Here is a 17497-nt window from a genome sequence, read left to right on the forward strand (position 1 = left end):
GTTGCGATGTTAGGCATTATTTTGACGGGTCACGGCGGTTTTGCCAGCGGGCTGGAACAGGCGATGAAGCAAATCCTCGGCGAACAGCCGCAGTTTATCGCCATCGATTTTCCGGAAAGCTCCACCACTGCGCGGCTGACCGCGCAGCTTGAGCAGGCAGTGAATGAACTGGATGCAGAGCACGATATCGTGTTTCTCACCGATCTTCTCGGCGGTACGCCGTTTCGTGTGGCCTCTACCCTCGCGATGCAGCGCCCCGGCAGCGAAGTGATCACCGGCACCAATCTCCAGCTTTTGCTGGAGATGGTTCTGGAGCGCGACGGGTTAAGCAGTGAAGCCTTTCGTTTGCAGGCGCTGGAGTGCGGCCATCGCGGCCTGACCAGCCTGGTGGATGAACTTGCACGCTGTCGCGAGGAAGCGCCCGCCGAGGAAGGGATATGAGGCAACTGCTGCGCGCGCGTCGTCTGCTTACCGGGCAGGGCTGGCTGGATGACCATCAGCTGCGTATGGATAGAGGCGTCATCACCGCCATCGAGCCGATTCCGGCAGGGGTTAATACCCGCGAGGCAGACCTGCTTTGCCCGGCATACATTGATATCCACGTCCACGGCGGCGCGGGTGTGGATGTGATGGATGATGCGCCCGACGTGCTGGACCGGTTAGCCGTGCACAAAGCGCGTGAAGGCGTGGGGGCGTTTCTGCCTACCACCGTCACCGCTCCGCTGGAGGCGATCCATGGCGCGTTACGGCGCATTGCCCGGCGCTGTCATGCCGGTGGCCCCGGCGCGCAGATCCTGGGCAGCTATCTGGAAGGCCCGTACTTTACACCGCAGAACAAAGGGGCGCACCCGCCAGAACTGTTTCGCGAACTGGATCTCGCGGAACTTGATGAGCTGATTGCGGTTTCGCAGAACACGCTGCGGGTGGTGGCGCTTGCTCCGGAAAAAGTGGATGCCCTGAAGGCGATCCATCACCTCAAGCAAAAAGGGATACGCGTCATGCTGGGCCACAGCGCCGCTACATACGCGCAAACCCTCGCCGCATTTGATGCAGGCGCAGCCGGGCTGGTGCACTGCTACAACGGCATGACGGGGTTACACCACCGGGAGCCCGGCATGGTTGGCGCCGGGCTTACGGACCCACGCGCGTGGCTGGAGCTTATTGCCGACGGGCATCACGTTCATCCTGGAGCCATGCGGCTATGTTGTTGCTGCGCGAAGGATCGTACGGTGCTGATTACCGATGCCATGCAGGCGGCGGGTATGCCTGATGGGCGCTATACGTTGTGTGGTGAAAATGTCGAGATGCAGGGCGGCGTTGTCCGCACGGCCTCAGGCGGGCTGGCGGGCAGCACGCTCGCGCTGGATGCCGCCGTGCGAAATATGGTGGAGCATACGGGGATCGCCCCAGAAAACGCAATCCATATGGCCTCGCTGCATCCTGCCCGTCTGCTCGGGATGGATCACCTGCTTGGAACGTTAGCGCCAGGCAAACGCGCCAATGTTCTTGCGCTGGATGCGGGTTTACACCTCCGGCAGATCTGGATCCAGGGTCAGGCTCTTTCCCTGTAGCCCCTTCACAGTGTGCCCTGTTGGCCTTACGGAAGACGATCGTAAGGCCTTTCTTTTCCTTTCCTTGATTTTCGCCTTTCCTTTCGCGATCACACTTTTCGTTTTATTTCTTTTTCGCCATTGAACTTTCGATTTCTTTTCTATAGATTTTCTTTAACTGCTAAAGTGAACAAGTGAAACGAAACGAAAGATAGCGACACATTTGCCAGCGTCTGATGTGGAATTCACACGACTAAGGACTGAGTTATGCCACAAACCACTATCGCCACCACCGGCACCTGGACCGAAAAAGAGATCCGCCAGCAGCCAGCCAGCTGGCTTCGCTCGCTCAACAATATTGATAATCTACGCGCGTCGATCGACAGTTTTCTGACGCCACTGTTGCGCAAGCCCGATCTGCGGATCGTTCTGACCGGCGCGGGCACGTCCGCTTTTATCGGCGACATCATTGCGCCATGGCTTGCCAGCCACACGGGGAAAAACATCACCGCGATACCTACGACCGATCTGGTCACCAACCCGATGGATTATTTCAGCCCTTCGCACCCGCTGCTGCTGGTCTCTTTCGCCCGTTCTGGCAATAGCCCGGAGAGCGTCGCCGCCGTTGAGCTGGCGAATCAGTTTGTACCGGAGTGCTACCACCTGTCGATCACCTGTAATGAAGCAGGCAGCCTGTACCAGAATGCCGTCGACAGCGATAACGCCTGCGCTCTGCTCATGCCAGCCGAAACGCACGATCGCGGGTTCGCGATGACAAGCAGCATCACCACCATGATGGCGAGCTGCCTGGCGGTATTCGCACCGGAAACGATCAACAGCAAAACGTTCCGCGACGTGTCCGATCGCTGTCAGGCGATCCTCACATCGCTTGGCGATTTCAGTCCCGGCGTCTTTGGTAACGAACCGTGGAAACGCATTGTTTATCTGGGCAGCGGTGGATTACAGGGCGCCGCACGGGAGTCTGCGCTGAAGGTGCTGGAGCTGACCGCCGGCAAGCTGGCGGCATTCTACGATTCGCCCACGGGTTTCCGTCACGGGCCTAAGTCGCTGGTAGACAACGAAACGCTGGTCGTCGTGTTTGTCTCCAGCCATCCGTATACGCGTCAGTACGATCGGGATCTGCTCGCCGAGCTGCGACGCGATCGTCAGGCTATGCGCGTGGTAGCCATTGCAGCCGAAACGGATCCGGTCATTGAAGCTGGCCCGCATATCCTGCTGCCGCCTTCACGTTCATTTAACGATATGGAGCAGGCGTTCTGCTTCCTGATGTACGCCCAGGTCTTCGCACTGACCCAGTCTCTGCACGTTGGCAATACGCCGGATACGCCATCCGCCAGCGGTACGGTTAACCGTGTGGTCCAGGGCGTCGTTATTCATCCGTGGCAGGCTTAAGAGGACAGGCTCATGAGTATTATTTCTACTAAATATCTTTTGCAGGACGCACAGGCGAAGGGCTATGCCGTTCCGGCCTTTAACATCCATAACGCCGAGACGATCCAGGCGATCCTCGAAGTCTGTAGCGAAATGCGATCGCCGGTGATCCTCGCGGGTACGCCGGGGACGTTTAAACATATTGCGCTGGAAGAGATCTACGCCTTGTGCAGCGCATATTCTCTGACTTATGACATGCCGCTGGCGCTACACCTCGATCACCACGAATCGCTGGACGACATTCGCCGCAAAGTCCATGCCGGCGTACGTAGCGCAATGATCGACGGTAGCCATTACCCCTTCGAACAAAACGTCAAGCTGGTGAAATCGGTCGTCGATTTCTGCCACCTCAACGACTGTAGCGTCGAGGCCGAACTGGGCCGACTGGGTGGGGTGGAAGATGACATGAGCGTCGACGCCGAAAGCGCGTTCCTGACCGACCCGCAGGAAGCAAAACGCTTTGTCGAACTGACAGGCGTCGACAGCCTCGCCGTTGCCATCGGTACCGCACACGGTCTCTATACCAAACGGCCAAAAATCGACTTCCAGCGGCTGGCCGAGATCCGCGAGGTAGTGACAGTGCCGCTGGTGCTGCACGGTGCGAGTGATGTGCCGGATGATGATGTGCGCCGCACCATTGAGCTGGGCGTCTGCAAAGTTAACGTCGCAACAGAGCTGAAAATCGCCTTCTCTGACGCAGTCAAAGCCTGGTTTGCCGAGAACCCACAGGGCAACGATCCGCGCTTCTACATGCGCGTCGGCATGGATGCCATGAAAGAGGTGGTCAGAAGCAAAATCACCGTTTGCGGCTCGGCGAACCGGCTGCTGCTTCCGGCTGAAGCCTGAACCCATCGCGCATAACGTTAGTACCTAAAAAATAACTATAAGCCTCGCAAATATGAAGGCGCGTCCTTAAGCCTGACAGCGCCTTCCATTATCCTAAAAATCCGAGGAGTCCCTACATGACACAGGAAAAGTCGTTTAAATCGAAAGCGTGGGAGTTTTTCCAGAGCCTGGGAAAGACGTTTATGTTCCCGGTCTCGCTGTTGGCCTTTATGGGGTTGTTGTTAGGTATCGGTAGTTCTGTCACCAGCCCTTCCACCATCAAAAGTTTTCCCTTTCTGGGCGGCGAGTTAACGCAGCTCACCTTTGGTTTTATCGCCATGGTCGGCGGCTTTGCTTTTACCTATCTGCCGCTGATGTTTGCCATGGCAATCCCGATGGGCCTTGCCAGACGTAATAAAGCGGTGGGCGCTTTTGCCGGATTCGTTGGCTACATGCTGATGAACATGAGCATCAACTACTACCTGACCGCCACCCACCAGCTTGCGGATGCCGCCACCATGAGACAGGTGGGACAATCCATCGTGCTTGGCATTCAAACGCTGGAGATGGGCGTGCTCGGCGGCATTGTGGTAGGGGTGATCACCTACTTCCTGCACGAACGTTTTCAGGACACGGTGCTGCACGACGCGTTTGCCTTCTTTAGCGGCATTCGTTTTGTACCGATTATTACCGCCCTCACCCTGTCGCTGGTCGGCTTGTTTATCCCCCTGCTGTGGGAATATGTGGCAATGGGCATTGCCGGGATTGGTCATATCATCCAGAGCACCAGCGTCTTTGGGCCGTTCCTGTATGGCGTGGGCGTACTGCTGCTCAAACCTTTTGGCCTGCACCACATCCTGCTGGCGATGGTGCGCTTCACCCCGGCGGGCGGCATTGAGATGGTTAACGGCCAGGAAGTGGCCGGTGCGCTGAACATTTTCTACGCCGAGCTGAAAGCTGGCCTGCCGTTTAGCCCGCACGTTACGGCATTTTTATCGCAAGGGTTTATGCCGACCTTTATCTTCGGCCTGCCTGCCGTAGCTTACGCTATCTACCGCACCGCGCGCCCGGAAAACCGTCCGGTGATTAAAGGGCTGCTGCTTTCAGGCGTGCTGGTTTCAGTGGTCACGGGTATTTCAGAGCCGATTGAGTTCCTGTTCCTGTTTATTGCCCCTGTGCTTTACGCGTTTCATATTGTTATGTCTGGCCTGGCGCTGATGGTGATGGCGCTGCTCGGCGTCACCATCGGCAACACCGACGGCGGCATTCTGGATCTGCTGATCTTCGGCGTCATGCAGGGGATGTCGACCAAATGGTATCTGCTGTTCCCGGTGGGTATTGCCTGGTTTGCTATCTACTTCTTCGTCTTCCGCTGGTACATCCTCAGGCACGATATAAAAACGCCGGGCCGTGAGGTTGACGCGCAGGGTGCGCTCCAGGCGGTGGAAGCCAATACCCGGGCACGTGGAAAATCGAAATACGATCATGGGCTTATTCTTCGCGCGCTTGGCGGTAAAGAGAATATTGAGTCGCTCGACAACTGCATTACCCGCTTACGTCTGGTGGTAAAAGATATGGGGCTTATCGACCAGCAGGCGCTGAAGGCCGCGGGCGCCTTGTCAGTAGTGGTGCTTGATGCCCACAGCGTTCAGGTGATCATCGGTCCGCAGGTGCAGAGCGTCAAATCCGGCATTGAAGCCTTAATTTAACAGGGGGTCGTTGTGTTTGATTTCGACAGAATCATTGAGCGTAAAAGCGATAAATGCCGTAAATGGGATCATACGTATGTGTGCTCGCGTTTCGGTGATGTCCCGGAGGGATTTATCCCGCTGTGGATAGCAGACATGGATTTCACCTCGCCACCCGCCGTGATTGAAGGCTTCCAGCGCATCGTGGAGCATGGTACCTTCGGTTACACCTGGTGCTTCGACGAATTCTACGATGCGGTCATCGCCTTCCAGCGCACCCGTCATCAGGTTGAGGTGCATAAGTCATGGATCACCCTGACCTACGGTACCGTTTCCACGCTGCACTATACGGTTCAGGCGTTCTGCAAACCCGGCGACTGCGTGATGATGAATACCCCGGTGTATGACCCGTTTGCGATGGCGACACAGCGACAGGGCGTGCGGGTGCTTGCAAATCCGCTGAGCGTGAAGGAAAACCGCTATCAGCTGGATTTTAATCTGATTGAAGTTCAGCTCAAAACTCACCGTCCAAAACTGTGGTTCTTCTGCTCGCCGCATAACCCCTCGGGCCGAATCTGGCGCGCGGATGAGATACGTCAGGTGTCCGATCTCTGTAAGCGCTACGGCACGATTCTGGTGGTTGATGAGGTTCACGCCGAGCACATTCTGGACGGTACATTCGTCAGTTGTCTGACTTCGGGCTGTGCCGCCCAGGACAACCTGATTGTGCTGACCTCCCCCAATAAAGCCTTCAACCTTGGCGGGCTAAAAACATCCTACTCAATGATTCCAGACGATTCGCTGCGCCAGCGTTTCCGCCAGCAACTGGAGAAGAACTCCATTACCTCGCCCAATATCTTCGGCGTGTGGGGAATTATTCTGGCTTATCAGCAAGGTCTGCCATGGCTCGACGCGCTGAATGGTTATCTGCGCGGCAATGCCCGCTACCTTGCGGATGCCATCCATACCCATTTCCCTGCATGGAAGATGATGAACCCGGAGTCGTCGTATCTCGCCTGGATAGACGTCAGTGCGGACGATCGCAGTGCGACGGCGCTAACTCAACATTTCGCAAAACAGGCTGGCGTGGTCATTGAAGATGGCAGCCACTACGTACAAAAAGGCGAAAACTACCTGCGTATTAACTTCGGCACCCAGCGCTACTGGCTGGAACAGTCCATCAACCGAATGCTGAAGCATTACTGATAAGGATCTTACCCGATGAAAAAAATGCTCACTCTCTCGCTGCTGACTCTCTGTGTTTCTCATGGTGCGGCGGCAGCAAACTACGCACTCAGTAACGACAATATTGCCCTTTCGTTTGATGATGCAAACGCAACGGTAGTGGTAACGGACAGCAAAGCTAACCATCCACTCACGCCCCAGGAGTTGTTCTTTCTGACGCTACCGGATGAAACAAAAATCCACACCGCTGATTTCAAAATCAAGCACGTCGAAAAGCAGGACAATGCGATAGTCATCGACTTTACGCATCCGGATTTTATCGTAACGGTGAAACTGAACCTGGTGAAGGGAAAATACGCCAGCATTGGCTACACCATCGCCGCCGTCGGGCAGCCGCGGGACGTAGCGAAAATTACCTTCTTCCCGACGAAGAAGCAGTCTCAGGCACCTTACGTTGACGGGGCGATTAACAGCTCGCCAATCGTGGCCGACTCGTTCTTCATCCTGCCAGACAAACCGATTGTGAATACTTACGCTTATGAAGCCACCACGAACCTCAACGTGGAGCTGAAAACGCCAATTCTGCCTGAGACACCGGTTAGTTTTACCACCTGGTTCGGCACTTTCCCGGAAACTAATCAGCTGCGCCGCAGCGTAAACCAGTTTATCGATGCCGTGCGTCCGCGGCCTTATAAGCCTTACCTGCACTACAACAGCTGGATGGACATCGGCTTCTTTACCCCTTACTCCGAGCAGGATGTCATTGGGCGGATGGACGAATGGAATAAAGAATTTATTGCCGGACGCGGGGTGGCGCTGGACGCGTTCCTGCTGGACGATGGCTGGGACGATCGCACCGGACGCTGGCTGTTTGGCCCGGCATTCAGCAACGGTTTTGGCAAAGTCAGGGAAAAAGCCGACAGCCTGCATAGCTCGGTTGGGCTGTGGCTTTCACCGTGGGGCGGTTACAACAAGCCGCGCGATATTCGCGTCTCGCATGCAAAAGAGTATGGTTTCGAAACCGTAGACGGCAAGCTGGCGCTGTCAGGGCCGAACTATTTTAAAAACTTTAACGATCAGATCATCAAGCTGATCAAAAACGAGCATATTACCTCGTTCAAGCTCGACGGAATGGGTAACGCCAATTCGCATATCAAGGGCAGCCCATTTGCATCGGATTTTGACGCGTCCATTGCCCTGCTGCACAACATGCGCAGCGCAAATCCGAACCTGTTTATCAACCTGACCACCGGCACCGACGCCAGCCCGTCCTGGCTGTTCTATGCTGATTCAATCTGGCGTCAGGGCGATGATATCAACCTGTACGGCCCCGGCACGCCAGTGCAGCAGTGGATGACCTACCGCGATGCCGAAACCTGGCGATCCATCGTGCGTAAAGGTCCGCTGTTCCCGCTTAACTCACTGATGTACCACGGGATCGTCAGCGCAGAGAACGCTTACTATGGACTCGAGAAAGTGCAAACAGACAGCGATTTTGCCGATCAGGTCTGGAGCTACTTCGCAACCGGAACTCAGCTTCAGGAGCTGTACATCACGCCGTCCATGCTGAATAAGGCGAAGTGGGATACCCTGGCGCAGGCGGCGAAATGGTCGCGTGAGAATGCCAGCGTGCTGGTGGATACTCACTGGATTGGCGGTGACCCAACTTCGCTTGAGGTTTACGGCTGGGCCTCATGGAGTAAAGACAAAGCGATTTTTGGCTTACGCAACCCATCGGATAAGCCGCAACGTTACTTCCTGGATTTAACCAAAGATTTTGAGATCCCGGCAGGAGAGCGTTCGCAGTTTACCCTGAAAGCCGTGTACGGCAGTAATTCGACCGTACCAGAGGAGTATAAAAACGCTGTGGTGATTACGCTGCAACCGCTGGAAACGCTGGTGTTTGAGGCGATGCCGGAGAAATAGTGAGGCTTTGACACGGTGTAGGCCGGGTAAGGCGAAGCCGCCACCCGGCAAAACAGGCGGCAGGGTCTTACTCCCCCTGCTGCTCCAGCGCATATTTATACAGCGCATTTTTCTTCACGCCGTGGATCTCCGCCGCCAGCGCCGCCGCTTTTTTCAGAGGAAGTTCAGCCTGTAGCAGGGCCAGCGTACGCAGCGCATCGGCAGGCAGAGCGTCTTCCTGCGCTTTGTGGCCTTCGACAATCAGCACCATTTCGCCCTTGCGGCGGTTTTCGTCTTCTTTCACCCACGCCAGCAGTTCGCCGACCGGCGCACCGTGAATGGTTTCCCACGTTTTGGTCAGCTCGCGCGCCAGCACCACGTAGCGCCCTTCGCCCCAGACGGTCACCATATCCTCCAGGCTTTCCAGCAGACGGTGAGTGGATTCGTAGAAGATCAACGTACGCGGTTCGGCTTCCAGATCCTTTAATACATCGCGGCGACCTTTGGATTTAGCTGGCAGGAAACCTTCGTAGCAGAAACGATCGGACGGCAGACCCGCAGCGCTTAACGCCGCAATCGCCGCGCACGGCCCCGGCAGCGGCACAACGCGGATGCCAGCTTCCCGGCAGGTGCGTACCAGATGGTAGCCCGGATCGTTGATCAGCGGCGTTCCCGCATCGGAGACCAGCGCGATGTTCTGCCCTTCTTTAAGCTTCGCCACCAGCGTTTCGGCTTTTTGTTGCTCATTGTGATCGTGCAGGGCAAACAAACGGGCGTTGATGGCAAAGTGTTGTAGCAGTAAACCGGTATGACGGGTGTCTTCAGCCGCAATTAAATCAACAGCTTGCAATACGGTGAGCGCACGTTGGGTAATATCAGACAAATTCCCGATAGGAGTAGGTACAATATAAAGCTGGCCTTGAGAATTATCTGCCGTTTCGTGTTGTTTCATTGTTTCGTCCGTATTGCCGATTTAATATTGAGCATTGCGTAAAAAAATCACTGGATACAGTATGGTACCGTTAACGTTTCTTCGAAAAAAAGCCGCGCACAGCGTGCCCCTCCTGCTGGCAGCCCTGATCTTTACCGGCTGCGGCACCCAGGCACCTGACCAGAGCACTGCTCATATGCAGGGATCCGCTCAGGCTGATTCCGGCTTTTATCTGCAACAAATGTCGCAGAGTACAAATGATACCAGGATCAACTGGCAATTACTCGCCATTCGTGCACTGCTGAAAGAAGGGAAAACCCAGCAGGCCGCCGAGCTGTTCAGCCAGCTGCCGCAGGATCTTAACGACACTCAGCGCCATGAGCAGACGCTGCTGTCGGCAGAACTGAAGGTCGCGCAAAAAGATTACGACGGCGCGAAGAAGATCCTCGGCACCATCGATCTCAGCACGCTGCATAAAAACCAGCAGGCCCGTTTCTGGCAGGCCGGTATCACCGCTGAGCAGGGTCGCCCTTCCCTGACGCTACTCCGCGCGCTGATTGCCCAGGAGCCTCTGCTCGCGGGTGCGGACAAGCAAAAAAATATTGACGCAACCTGGCAGGCGCTCGCCTCCATGACCCAGGATCAGGCCAAGGCGCTGGTAATCAACGCCGATGAAAATGTCCTGCAAGGCTGGCTGGATCTGCAACAGATGTGGTTCAACAACCGCAGCGATCCGAACATGCTGAAAGCTGGCATTACCGACTGGCAAAAGCGTTACCCGCAAAACCCGGGAGCGAAAATGCTGCCAACGCAGCTGGTGAACGTGCAAAACTTTAAGCCCGCCTCCACCAGCAAAATCGCCCTGCTGCTGCCGTTAAACGGTCAGGCTGCGGTGTTTGGTCGCGCCATTCAGCAAGGTTTTGAAGCCGCGAAAAACGGCACCACCGCCGTCAGCGGCAGCGCGGTTCCGGCGCAGGCTGCACAGGCGGCGAATGTGAATGACGTTGTCAGCCCGTCCGCCGCCGAAACCAGCGACCTGACCACCGCGCAAACCCCTGCGCAGGGCACCATGCAGAATCCGGTTACCGCCCCAACGACGCAGCCTGCTACCCCAGCGCCTGCGGCAACACAGGCCCCGGCTGAAACACCGGCGCCCGCGACGGCAGAACAACCTCAGCCGCAAACCGCGCAGCCGGAACAGCAGCCAGCAACCCAGCCGCAGGCTGTGGCCACCACCAGCGCTAATCCTGGTGCAGAGTTGAAAATCTACGACACCAGCGCCCAGCCGCTTGACCAGGTGCTGGCGCAGGTTCAGCAGGACGGGGCCAGCATCGTTGTCGGCCCGCTGTTGAAAAACAACGTGGAAGCGCTGATGAAGAGCAACACCACGCTGAACGTGCTGGCGCTTAATCAGCCTGAGCAGGTTCAGAACCGCGCCAATATCTGTTACTTCGCCCTCTCTCCGGAGGATGAAGCCCGCGATGCGGCCCGCCATATTCACGAGCAGGGCAAGCAGGCGCCGCTGCTGCTGATCCCACGCAGCACGCTGGGCGATCGCGTTGCCAACGCGTTTGCGCAAGAGTGGCAGACCCTTGGCGGTGGCGTGGTGTTGCAGCAGAAATTTGGCTCAGCTTCCGAACTGAGAGCGGGCGTGAACGGCGGGGCAGGTATTGCCCTCAACGGTAGCCCGGTATCCGCCAGCCTGCCGCAGCAGCAGAGCGTCACCATCGGCGGTCTGACGATCCCGGCACCACCTACCGACGCGCAAATCAGCGGCGGCGGTAAAGTGGATTCGGCGTACATCGTCGCTACGCCGGAAGAGATCGCCTTTATCAAACCGATGATCGCCATGCGTAACGGCAGCCAGAGCGGTGCAACGCTCTACGCCAGCTCACGCAGCGCACAGGGTACCGCAGGCCCGGATTTCCGTCTGGAAATGGAAGGACTGCAATACAGCGAGATCCCCATGCTGGCAGGCAGCAACCCGCAGTTGATGCAGCAGGCGCTGGGCGCGGTGCGCAATGACTATTCCCTGGCGCGTCTGTACGCGATGGGCGTCGATGCCTGGGCGCTGGCAAACCACTTCACCCAGATGCGTCAGGTACCGGGCTTCGAGCTTAACGGGAATACCGGCGATCTGACCGCCGATCAGGATTGTGTGATTAACAGGAAGTTATCATGGCTCAAATACCAGCAGGGGCAGATTGTCCCGGCCAGTTAAGCCGTAAACAGACCGGCGACGCGTGGGAGTTAAAGGCGCGACGCTGGCTTGAAGGCAAAGGACTGCGCTTTGTCGCCGCCAACGTTCGCGGGCGCGGCGGCGAGATTGACCTGATCATGAAAGACGGTCAGACCATCGTGTTTGTTGAAGTTCGCTTCCGACAGTCGTCCCGTTTTGGCGGTGCTGCCGCCAGCGTGACGCTCGCCAAACAACAAAAATTATTACAGACTGCCCACTTGTGGCTTGCCCGCCATAATGGGAGTTTTGATACTGTGGATTGCCGTTTCGATGTGGTAGCCTTCACCGGAAATGCGATCGACTGGCTTAAAAACGCGTTTGGCGAAGACGCATAAATAAGATTTTAAAGGGATACCGTGCTCGAACGAATTAAAGTGTGCTTCACAGAAAGCATTCAAACGCAGATTGCCGCGGCGGAAGCCCTCCCGGACGCGATCTCGCGTGCAGCGATGACGCTGGTTCAGTCGCTGCTCAACGGCAACAAAATCCTCTGTTGTGGCAATGGCACGTCCGCCGCCAACGCACAGCATTTTGCTGCCAGCATGATCAATCGCTTCGAAACCGAGCGCCCGAGTTTACCTGCCATTGCACTAAACACCGATAACGTGGTCTTAACTGCGATTGCCAACGATCGTCTGCATGACGAAATCTACGCCAAGCAGGTGCGCGCCTTAGGCCATGCCGGAGACGTGCTGCTGGCGATCTCCACGCGCGGTAACAGCCGGGATATCGTTAAAGCGGTTGAAGCGGCCGTGACCCGGGATATGACGATTGTCGCCCTGACCGGTTACGACGGCGGAGAGCTGGCTGGCCTGCTGGGGCCGCAGGATGTGGAGATCCGCATTCCTTCGCACCGTAGCGCCCGCATCCAGGAGATGCATATGCTCACGGTGAACTGCTTATGCGATCTGATCGATAACACGCTTTTCCCTCACCAGGATGATTAAGGAGTTCTCATGAAGGTTTTATCGGCCCTTGCAGTCGTGATGTCTGCATTACTGCTTCAGGGATGCATCGCTGCCGCTGTAGTCGGCACCGCAGCGGTCGGCACCAAAGCAGCGACCGATCCGCGCACCGTTGGGACGCAGGTGGATGACGGTACGCTTGAGCTGCGCGTAAACAGTGCGCTGTCGAAAGACGAACAGATCAAGAAGGAAGCACGCATCAACGTGACGGCTTATCAGGGCAAAGTGCTGCTGGCAGGCCAGGCGCCAAATCCTGAACTCGCCTCGCGCGCCAAACAGATCGCGATGGGTGTGGAAGGCACGGCGGAAGTGTTTAACGAGATCCGCCAAGGCCAGCCGATTGGTCTCGGCACCGCGTCATCTGATACCTGGATCACCACCAAAGTGCGTTCCCAACTGCTGGGTACCGACCAGGTAAAATCCTCAAACGTGAAAGTGACCACGGAGAACGGCGAAGTGTTCCTGCTGGGTCTGGTGACGGAACGTGAAGGGAAAGCGGCAGCGGATATCGCCAGCCGGGTGAGCGGCGTGAAACACGTCACCACCGCCTTTACTTACATTAAGTAATTCCCACCTGGCTACAGGCCCGGTAAGCGCTAGCGCCACCGGGCTTTTTTTCACACAAGCGCCATACTCCCCACAATCACTCCGCTTAACGCCACCAGCCCCGCAGTCAGCCACAGCGCTTTCGCCGGGAATGACTTACGCAGCATGATAAGCGACGGCAGGCTCACCGCCGGCAGCGTGATGAGCAGCGCCAGCGCCGGTGCGGTCCCCATACCGGCCATCATCATGGTCTGAATAATCGGGATCTCCGCCGCGGTTGGGATCACAAACAGGCACCCGGCCACCGCCATCGCAATCACCCACATCAGCGTGTTGTCGATAGCGCCATCCGCATGCGGGAACAGCCAGACACGCGCTGCCCCCAGCACCAGTACGGCCAGGATATAGACCGGAATGGTGCTCCAGAAAAGCTGCCACAGCGCTTTGCCCCAGCGAGCTAAGAAACTGCCCTGCGGCTCGCTGACGTCCAGCTCAACGGAGGCAGGCCCGGCCTCGTTGTCTTTCACCAGGTGCTGCACCAGCGTAGCGACAAGCACCACCGTCAGCAGGCCAGCCGCCAGACGGATAAACGCAAAATGCCAGCCGAGAACGAAGCCCATAAACACCAGCGTTGCCGGGTTCAGCAGGGGGTTACCCATCCAGAAGGCAAGCGCGCCGCCCATCGACACACGCTGTCGGCGCATACCCGCCGCCACCGGTGCGGCGCAGCAGGAGCACATCATGCCCGGCAGGGAGAAAATCGTCCCCAGCAGCGTGCCCTGCAAGCGCGGCTGTCCCAGGGTTTTCACCAGCCAGTTACGCGGGATAAGTACCTGAATCAGCGAGCCCAGCAATACGCCCAATACCGCCGCTTTCCAGACGGCAAGAAAATAGACCATGGCGTAATCCCACGCCGCGCGTAGCGGGCTGGAATCGGCCTGCGCGAGAATCGATTTACCGATGCTGTGGGTGTCGGCGGCGGTGAAGGCTTTACCGTAGTACGGCTGCCATTTCACATACCAGAGGCCAATGATGACCACGAGAAAGAAGAGTGCGGGCTTCCACCACTGAACAGGTGTTGCCGCCTGAGATGAAGACTGACCAGTCATACCATTCCCCGGAAGGTGTTATTTAATAAGCCGGGGAAGTTTACGCCTCGCCCTGCGCGATTTCACGCAGTTTTGCCGAAGGGATAATATTAACCCCCTCCTGCGACGGAGCCAGCGCCTCTTTTAGCATCGCCAGCGCGACATCCCGTGCCTCGATGGACTTCCAGTTACCCGGCAGAATGCGAAACAGCGGAGCGAAAAAAGACTCGTTAAAACGACGTTCGTCACGGTGCCCCATCAGCATGGAAGGTCGCGCGATGGTCAGGCGCTCCCATTTCTGCGCGATTAACGCCTCTTCCATTTTGCCCTTCACCTGGTTGTAAAAAAACGGCGAGCCTGCGTTCGCGCCGTGCGCGCTGACCACCAGGAAATGTTTTGCGCCCAGCTTTTTCGCCGTCAGGGCGGTATCCACCACCAGTGTGTAATCCGCATGGACAAAAGCTTCTTTACTACCCGCTTCCCGTCGGGTGGTGCCAAGGCAGCAAAAGGCGATATCAATGGGATCCTGCACCTGCGCCAGCGCGTCGGTGAGCTGTGGATCGTGCGGGTTATAGACGCCGGTGATATCCAACAGCGGGCGACGCGTCGGGGCGGCGATATAATTGATATGCCGATCCTGGATCAGCAGCCGCAGCAGATGTCCACCCACCAGCCCGGTTGCGCCGGTAATCAGTACCTGACTCATCTTATCCCCTTTACAGAATTGTCCGTTTGCGTTCTGGGCCTGCTCTACCACACTTAAAAGTCTGTTACCGGTAAGTATTTACCACAAACGGGAAAAAAACAGTCTGAAGCGAAAACAACGGAGGAAGCATGGGTAAAAAAATCGCAGTCTTGATTACCGACGAGTTTGAAGATTCAGAATTTACGTCGCCAGCAGAGGCATTCCGCAAGGCGGGCCACGAGGTGGTCACCATCGAGAAAGAAGCGGGTAAAACCGTGAAGGGCCATAAGGGCGAAGCCAGCGTGACCATTGACGAATCCATTGATAACGTCAGCCCGTCGGATTTCGACGCCCTGCTGTTACCGGGCGGTCATTCACCGGATTCCCTGCGCGGAGACGAGCGTTTCGTCACCTTTACCCGTGACTTCGTCGGCACCGGTAAACCGGTATTTGCCATTTGCCACGGTCCGCAGCTGCTGATCAGCGCCGAGGTGGTACGCGGGCGTAAGCTCACCGCGGTGAAGCCGATCGTTATCGATCTGAAAAACGCGGGAGCCGAGTTCTACGATCAGGAAGTGGTGAACGATAACGATCAGCTGATCACCAGCCGTACACCGGACGATCTGCCAGCGTTTAACCGTGAAGCGCTACGCCTGCTCGGCGCGTAACCAGTGCAGCTTCTTGCCAAAGCCCAGGGTGTTGTCGGTAAATTTCAGCTCATCAAGGCGGATTTCCCACACCGGGGCTTTTAGTGCCGCGGCCACCGGGAAGCGGCGCGTATAGCGTTTACGTTGCGCGTCGCTCTCCTCACCTTCCAGGCGACGAATTTCGCCTTTAAACTGGACCCCGCGGATCAGCGCAACGGTTTTAGGCTGACCGTTTACCGTGCCCGCCACTTTTGCCCGCTGGCCCGTCATCTGCGCATGCCGCGTTTTATCTTCGCTCATCACGTAAAAGGCCACGCGCTCGGGATCGTAGTAATAAAAGGCATTTGCGCACCACATCTCCTCGTCTTTACAGACGCACCAGGTCACGACATGCTGCTTTGCCAGCCAGCGGTTAATGGCGGCCAGTGTTTCCATTTTCGCTCTCTCTCATGCTATGGTGCGTTCACCTTAACATACTGAATCTGTTTACCGTGTGCTGGTTTCTCTATCTTGTCCGAACCGCTGATAACGCACTCTACACCGGGATCACTACCGATGTGGCACGGCGTTTTTTACAACATCAAACGGGGAAAGGGGCGAAGGCGCTGCGGGGGAAAGGTGAACTTCAGTTAGCGTTTTCAGCCGCCGTGGGCGACAGATCCCTGGCGCTCAGGCTGGAATACCGCATCAAGCAGCTGACGAAGCGCCAGAAAGAGCGTCTCGTCAACGGGGACGGCTCTTTCGAGGCGCTACGCGAAAGCCTGCTTAAAAACGATTGAAATGATCGTGGTACTCCACCAGACCGGTAACGCCGTCGAGCGCATCATCCGCCAGAGGATGCACCAGGAAAGACGTTTCCGTGCCCGGCCAGTGGCAGCGCAGATCGTATCTGGACGCTGGCTCAAAACCTAAACGTTCGTAGAACGCCGGATCGCCCAGAACGACGACAGCGGCATAGCCAAATTCATTCAGTGAATCCAGCCCTTCATAGACCAGCTGGCGCGCCAGGCCCTGGCCACGGTAGTTTTCATCCACCGCCAGCGGCGCCATGCCGACCCACTGTAACTCTTCACCCTGCACAATCACCGGGCTGAAGGCCACGTAGCCGACCACCTGCCCTTCATCGTCGGTGGCAACCAGGCCCAGCGTAATCAGGCCATCTTCGCGAAGATCGTGAACCAGTTGGGCTTCGGCGTCGCCTGCAAAAGAGCGGCGTAACAACGCATCGATACCCGGCGCATCAATCCCAATTTCGACTCGAATCAGCATGGCTCACCTACTGAAGTGTGTTTACTGTCCGGCGGGGTTTTTAGCCCGGCCTCAACGAAATCTGCCATTTGCATCAACATCATACGCAGCGCTTTCGGCATCTGCTCCAGCTCAATGGCATCCATTAAATTTTTGACGTACAGACCGAGCTCCGTGTCGCCTTCAATCACCAGACGACGCTGGAAGAAGAGGGTGTCCGGATCCTGTTTGCGCGCGGCGATCATCAGCAGATCGCTGGCATCCGCGCTAAAGCTGACATCCGCCTCGGCGGTTTCACGGACGATCAGCCGATCGTTCTCAACGGAAGTAAACCAGCGCAACCCGATATCGCGCACTTCAATCTTTAACCAGCGGCCTTCCAGAAACTCCAGCTCACCGTCCTGTAGCGCCTGGCGGAACTGCCAGCTCAGTACCTGTTCCAGCACCTGGCGTTTAAGCGCGAACGGCGCCAGTTTTACCGGCACGCTCAGCATTGATGGACCAAATTGTACGAGACGTGAACGCAGTTTATCCAGCACGAGC

19 protein-coding genes are annotated in these 17497 nt (G+C 56.9%); 13 read left to right on the forward strand and 6 right to left on the reverse strand.

Features of this window, described 5'->3' with window-relative positions:
* Positions 1-6: 6 nt before the first annotated feature.
* The 7 genes from agaF to O1721_RS00755 all read left to right on the forward strand — a co-directional run bounded on the left by agaF (position 7) and on the right by O1721_RS00755 (position 8626).
* The gene (gene agaF, locus O1721_RS00725; protein ID WP_017382441.1) at positions 7-441 is read left to right on the forward strand and encodes a PTS galactosamine/N-acetylgalactosamine transporter subunit IIA; all 435 of its coding nucleotides are present in this window, start codon (positions 7-9) and stop codon (positions 439-441) included.
* Entirely contained in the window at positions 438-1571 is a 1134-nt protein-coding gene (nagA, locus tag O1721_RS00730) for an N-acetylglucosamine-6-phosphate deacetylase (protein WP_032649638.1), read from the forward strand. Before agaF ends, nagA begins: the two co-directional genes overlap by 4 nt.
* A gap of 246 nt (positions 1572-1817) precedes the next feature.
* Complete coding sequence (locus O1721_RS00735; RefSeq protein ID WP_015571960.1) at positions 1818-2963, forward strand: SIS domain-containing protein; 1146 nt, start codon at positions 1818-1820, stop codon at positions 2961-2963.
* A 12-nt stretch (positions 2964-2975) separates the two neighbouring features.
* Entirely contained in the window at positions 2976-3848 is an 873-nt protein-coding gene (gene kbaY / locus O1721_RS00740; protein WP_032649641.1) for a tagatose-bisphosphate aldolase subunit KbaY, read from the forward strand.
* A 116-nt stretch (positions 3849-3964) separates the two neighbouring features.
* Positions 3965-5536 carry a maltose/glucose-specific PTS transporter subunit IIBC gene (malX, locus tag O1721_RS00745; RefSeq protein WP_017382443.1) on the forward strand — a complete coding sequence of 524 codons (1572 nt, stop codon included), beginning with the start codon at positions 3965-3967 and terminating at the stop codon, positions 5534-5536.
* Between the two features lie 12 nt (positions 5537-5548).
* Positions 5549-6721, forward strand: a complete 1173-nt coding sequence (locus tag O1721_RS00750) for a MalY/PatB family protein (RefSeq protein WP_032649643.1) — start codon at positions 5549-5551, stop codon at positions 6719-6721.
* A gap of 15 nt (positions 6722-6736) precedes the next feature.
* A complete protein-coding gene (locus O1721_RS00755; protein ID WP_015571963.1) occupies positions 6737-8626 on the forward strand; it encodes an alpha-galactosidase in 1890 nt (629 codons plus the stop codon).
* 67 nt (positions 8627-8693) lie between these two features.
* On the opposite strand, the gene rsmI is transcribed toward O1721_RS00755, so the two are convergent.
* Entirely contained in the window at positions 8694-9557 is an 864-nt protein-coding gene (gene rsmI, locus O1721_RS00760; RefSeq protein WP_000809144.1) for a 16S rRNA (cytidine(1402)-2'-O)-methyltransferase, read from the reverse strand.
* A gap of 61 nt (positions 9558-9618) precedes the next feature.
* On the opposite strand from rsmI, the gene O1721_RS00765 reads away from it, so the two are divergent.
* Genes O1721_RS00765 through dolP form a run of 4 tightly spaced genes read left to right on the forward strand, consistent with a single transcriptional unit; the run spans position 9619 to position 13307 of the window.
* On the forward strand, positions 9619-11757 hold the full coding sequence (locus O1721_RS00765) for a penicillin-binding protein activator (protein WP_032649645.1): 2139 nt from the start codon (positions 9619-9621) through the stop codon (positions 11755-11757).
* Positions 11715-12110 (forward strand): YraN family protein, encoded by a 396-nt coding sequence (locus O1721_RS00770; RefSeq protein ID WP_017382447.1) that lies wholly within the window; start codon positions 11715-11717, stop codon positions 12108-12110. Before O1721_RS00765 ends, O1721_RS00770 begins: the two co-directional genes overlap by 43 nt.
* 21 nt (positions 12111-12131) lie before the next feature.
* Positions 12132-12722: a DnaA initiator-associating protein DiaA gene (gene diaA / locus O1721_RS00775; RefSeq protein ID WP_003861754.1), complete on the forward strand. Its 591-nt coding sequence runs from the start codon at positions 12132-12134 to the stop codon at positions 12720-12722.
* Positions 12723-12731: 9 nt separating this feature from the next.
* Entirely contained in the window at positions 12732-13307 is a 576-nt protein-coding gene (dolP, locus tag O1721_RS00780) for a division/outer membrane stress-associated lipid-binding lipoprotein (protein ID WP_006812102.1), read from the forward strand.
* Between the two features lie 50 nt (positions 13308-13357).
* Here dolP and O1721_RS00785 read toward each other — a convergent pair whose 3' ends face one another.
* A complete protein-coding gene (locus tag O1721_RS00785; protein ID WP_032649648.1) occupies positions 13358-14395 on the reverse strand; it encodes a permease in 1038 nt (345 codons plus the stop codon).
* A gap of 40 nt (positions 14396-14435) precedes the next feature.
* Positions 14436-15080, reverse strand: coding sequence for an NAD(P)H-binding protein (locus O1721_RS00790; RefSeq protein WP_023304489.1), 645 nt, complete (start codon positions 15078-15080; stop codon positions 14436-14438).
* Between the two features lie 128 nt (positions 15081-15208).
* On the opposite strand from O1721_RS00790, the gene O1721_RS00795 reads away from it, so the two are divergent.
* Complete coding sequence (locus O1721_RS00795; RefSeq protein ID WP_015571965.1) at positions 15209-15727, forward strand: type 1 glutamine amidotransferase domain-containing protein; 519 nt, start codon at positions 15209-15211, stop codon at positions 15725-15727.
* Here O1721_RS00795 and O1721_RS00800 read toward each other — a convergent pair.
* The gene (locus O1721_RS00800; RefSeq protein ID WP_015571966.1) at positions 15707-16141 is read right to left on the reverse strand and encodes a YhbP family protein; all 435 of its coding nucleotides are present in this window, start codon (positions 16139-16141) and stop codon (positions 15707-15709) included. The two genes, O1721_RS00795 and O1721_RS00800, sit on opposite strands and share 21 nt — an antisense overlap.
* Positions 16142-16155: 14 nt before the next feature.
* Between O1721_RS00800 and O1721_RS00805 the strand changes: the two genes are divergently transcribed.
* Positions 16156-16485, forward strand: coding sequence for a GIY-YIG nuclease family protein (locus O1721_RS00805; protein ID WP_003861768.1), 330 nt, complete (start codon positions 16156-16158; stop codon positions 16483-16485).
* Here the strand turns inward: O1721_RS00805 and O1721_RS00810 are convergent.
* Positions 16472-16975 carry a GNAT family N-acetyltransferase gene (locus tag O1721_RS00810; protein WP_032649650.1) on the reverse strand — a complete coding sequence of 168 codons (504 nt, stop codon included), beginning with the start codon at positions 16973-16975 and terminating at the stop codon, positions 16472-16474. The genes O1721_RS00805 and O1721_RS00810 overlap by 14 nt on opposite strands.
* Positions 16969-17493, reverse strand: coding sequence for a ubiquinone anaerobic biosynthesis accessory factor UbiT (gene ubiT, locus O1721_RS00815; RefSeq protein WP_003861771.1), 525 nt, complete (start codon positions 17491-17493; stop codon positions 16969-16971). The genes O1721_RS00810 and ubiT overlap by 7 nt, the downstream gene beginning before the upstream one ends.
* Between the last annotated feature and the right edge of the window lie 4 nt (positions 17494-17497).

It is taken from the genome of Enterobacter cloacae complex sp. HYC033_NIDB, from assembly GCF_056673335.1.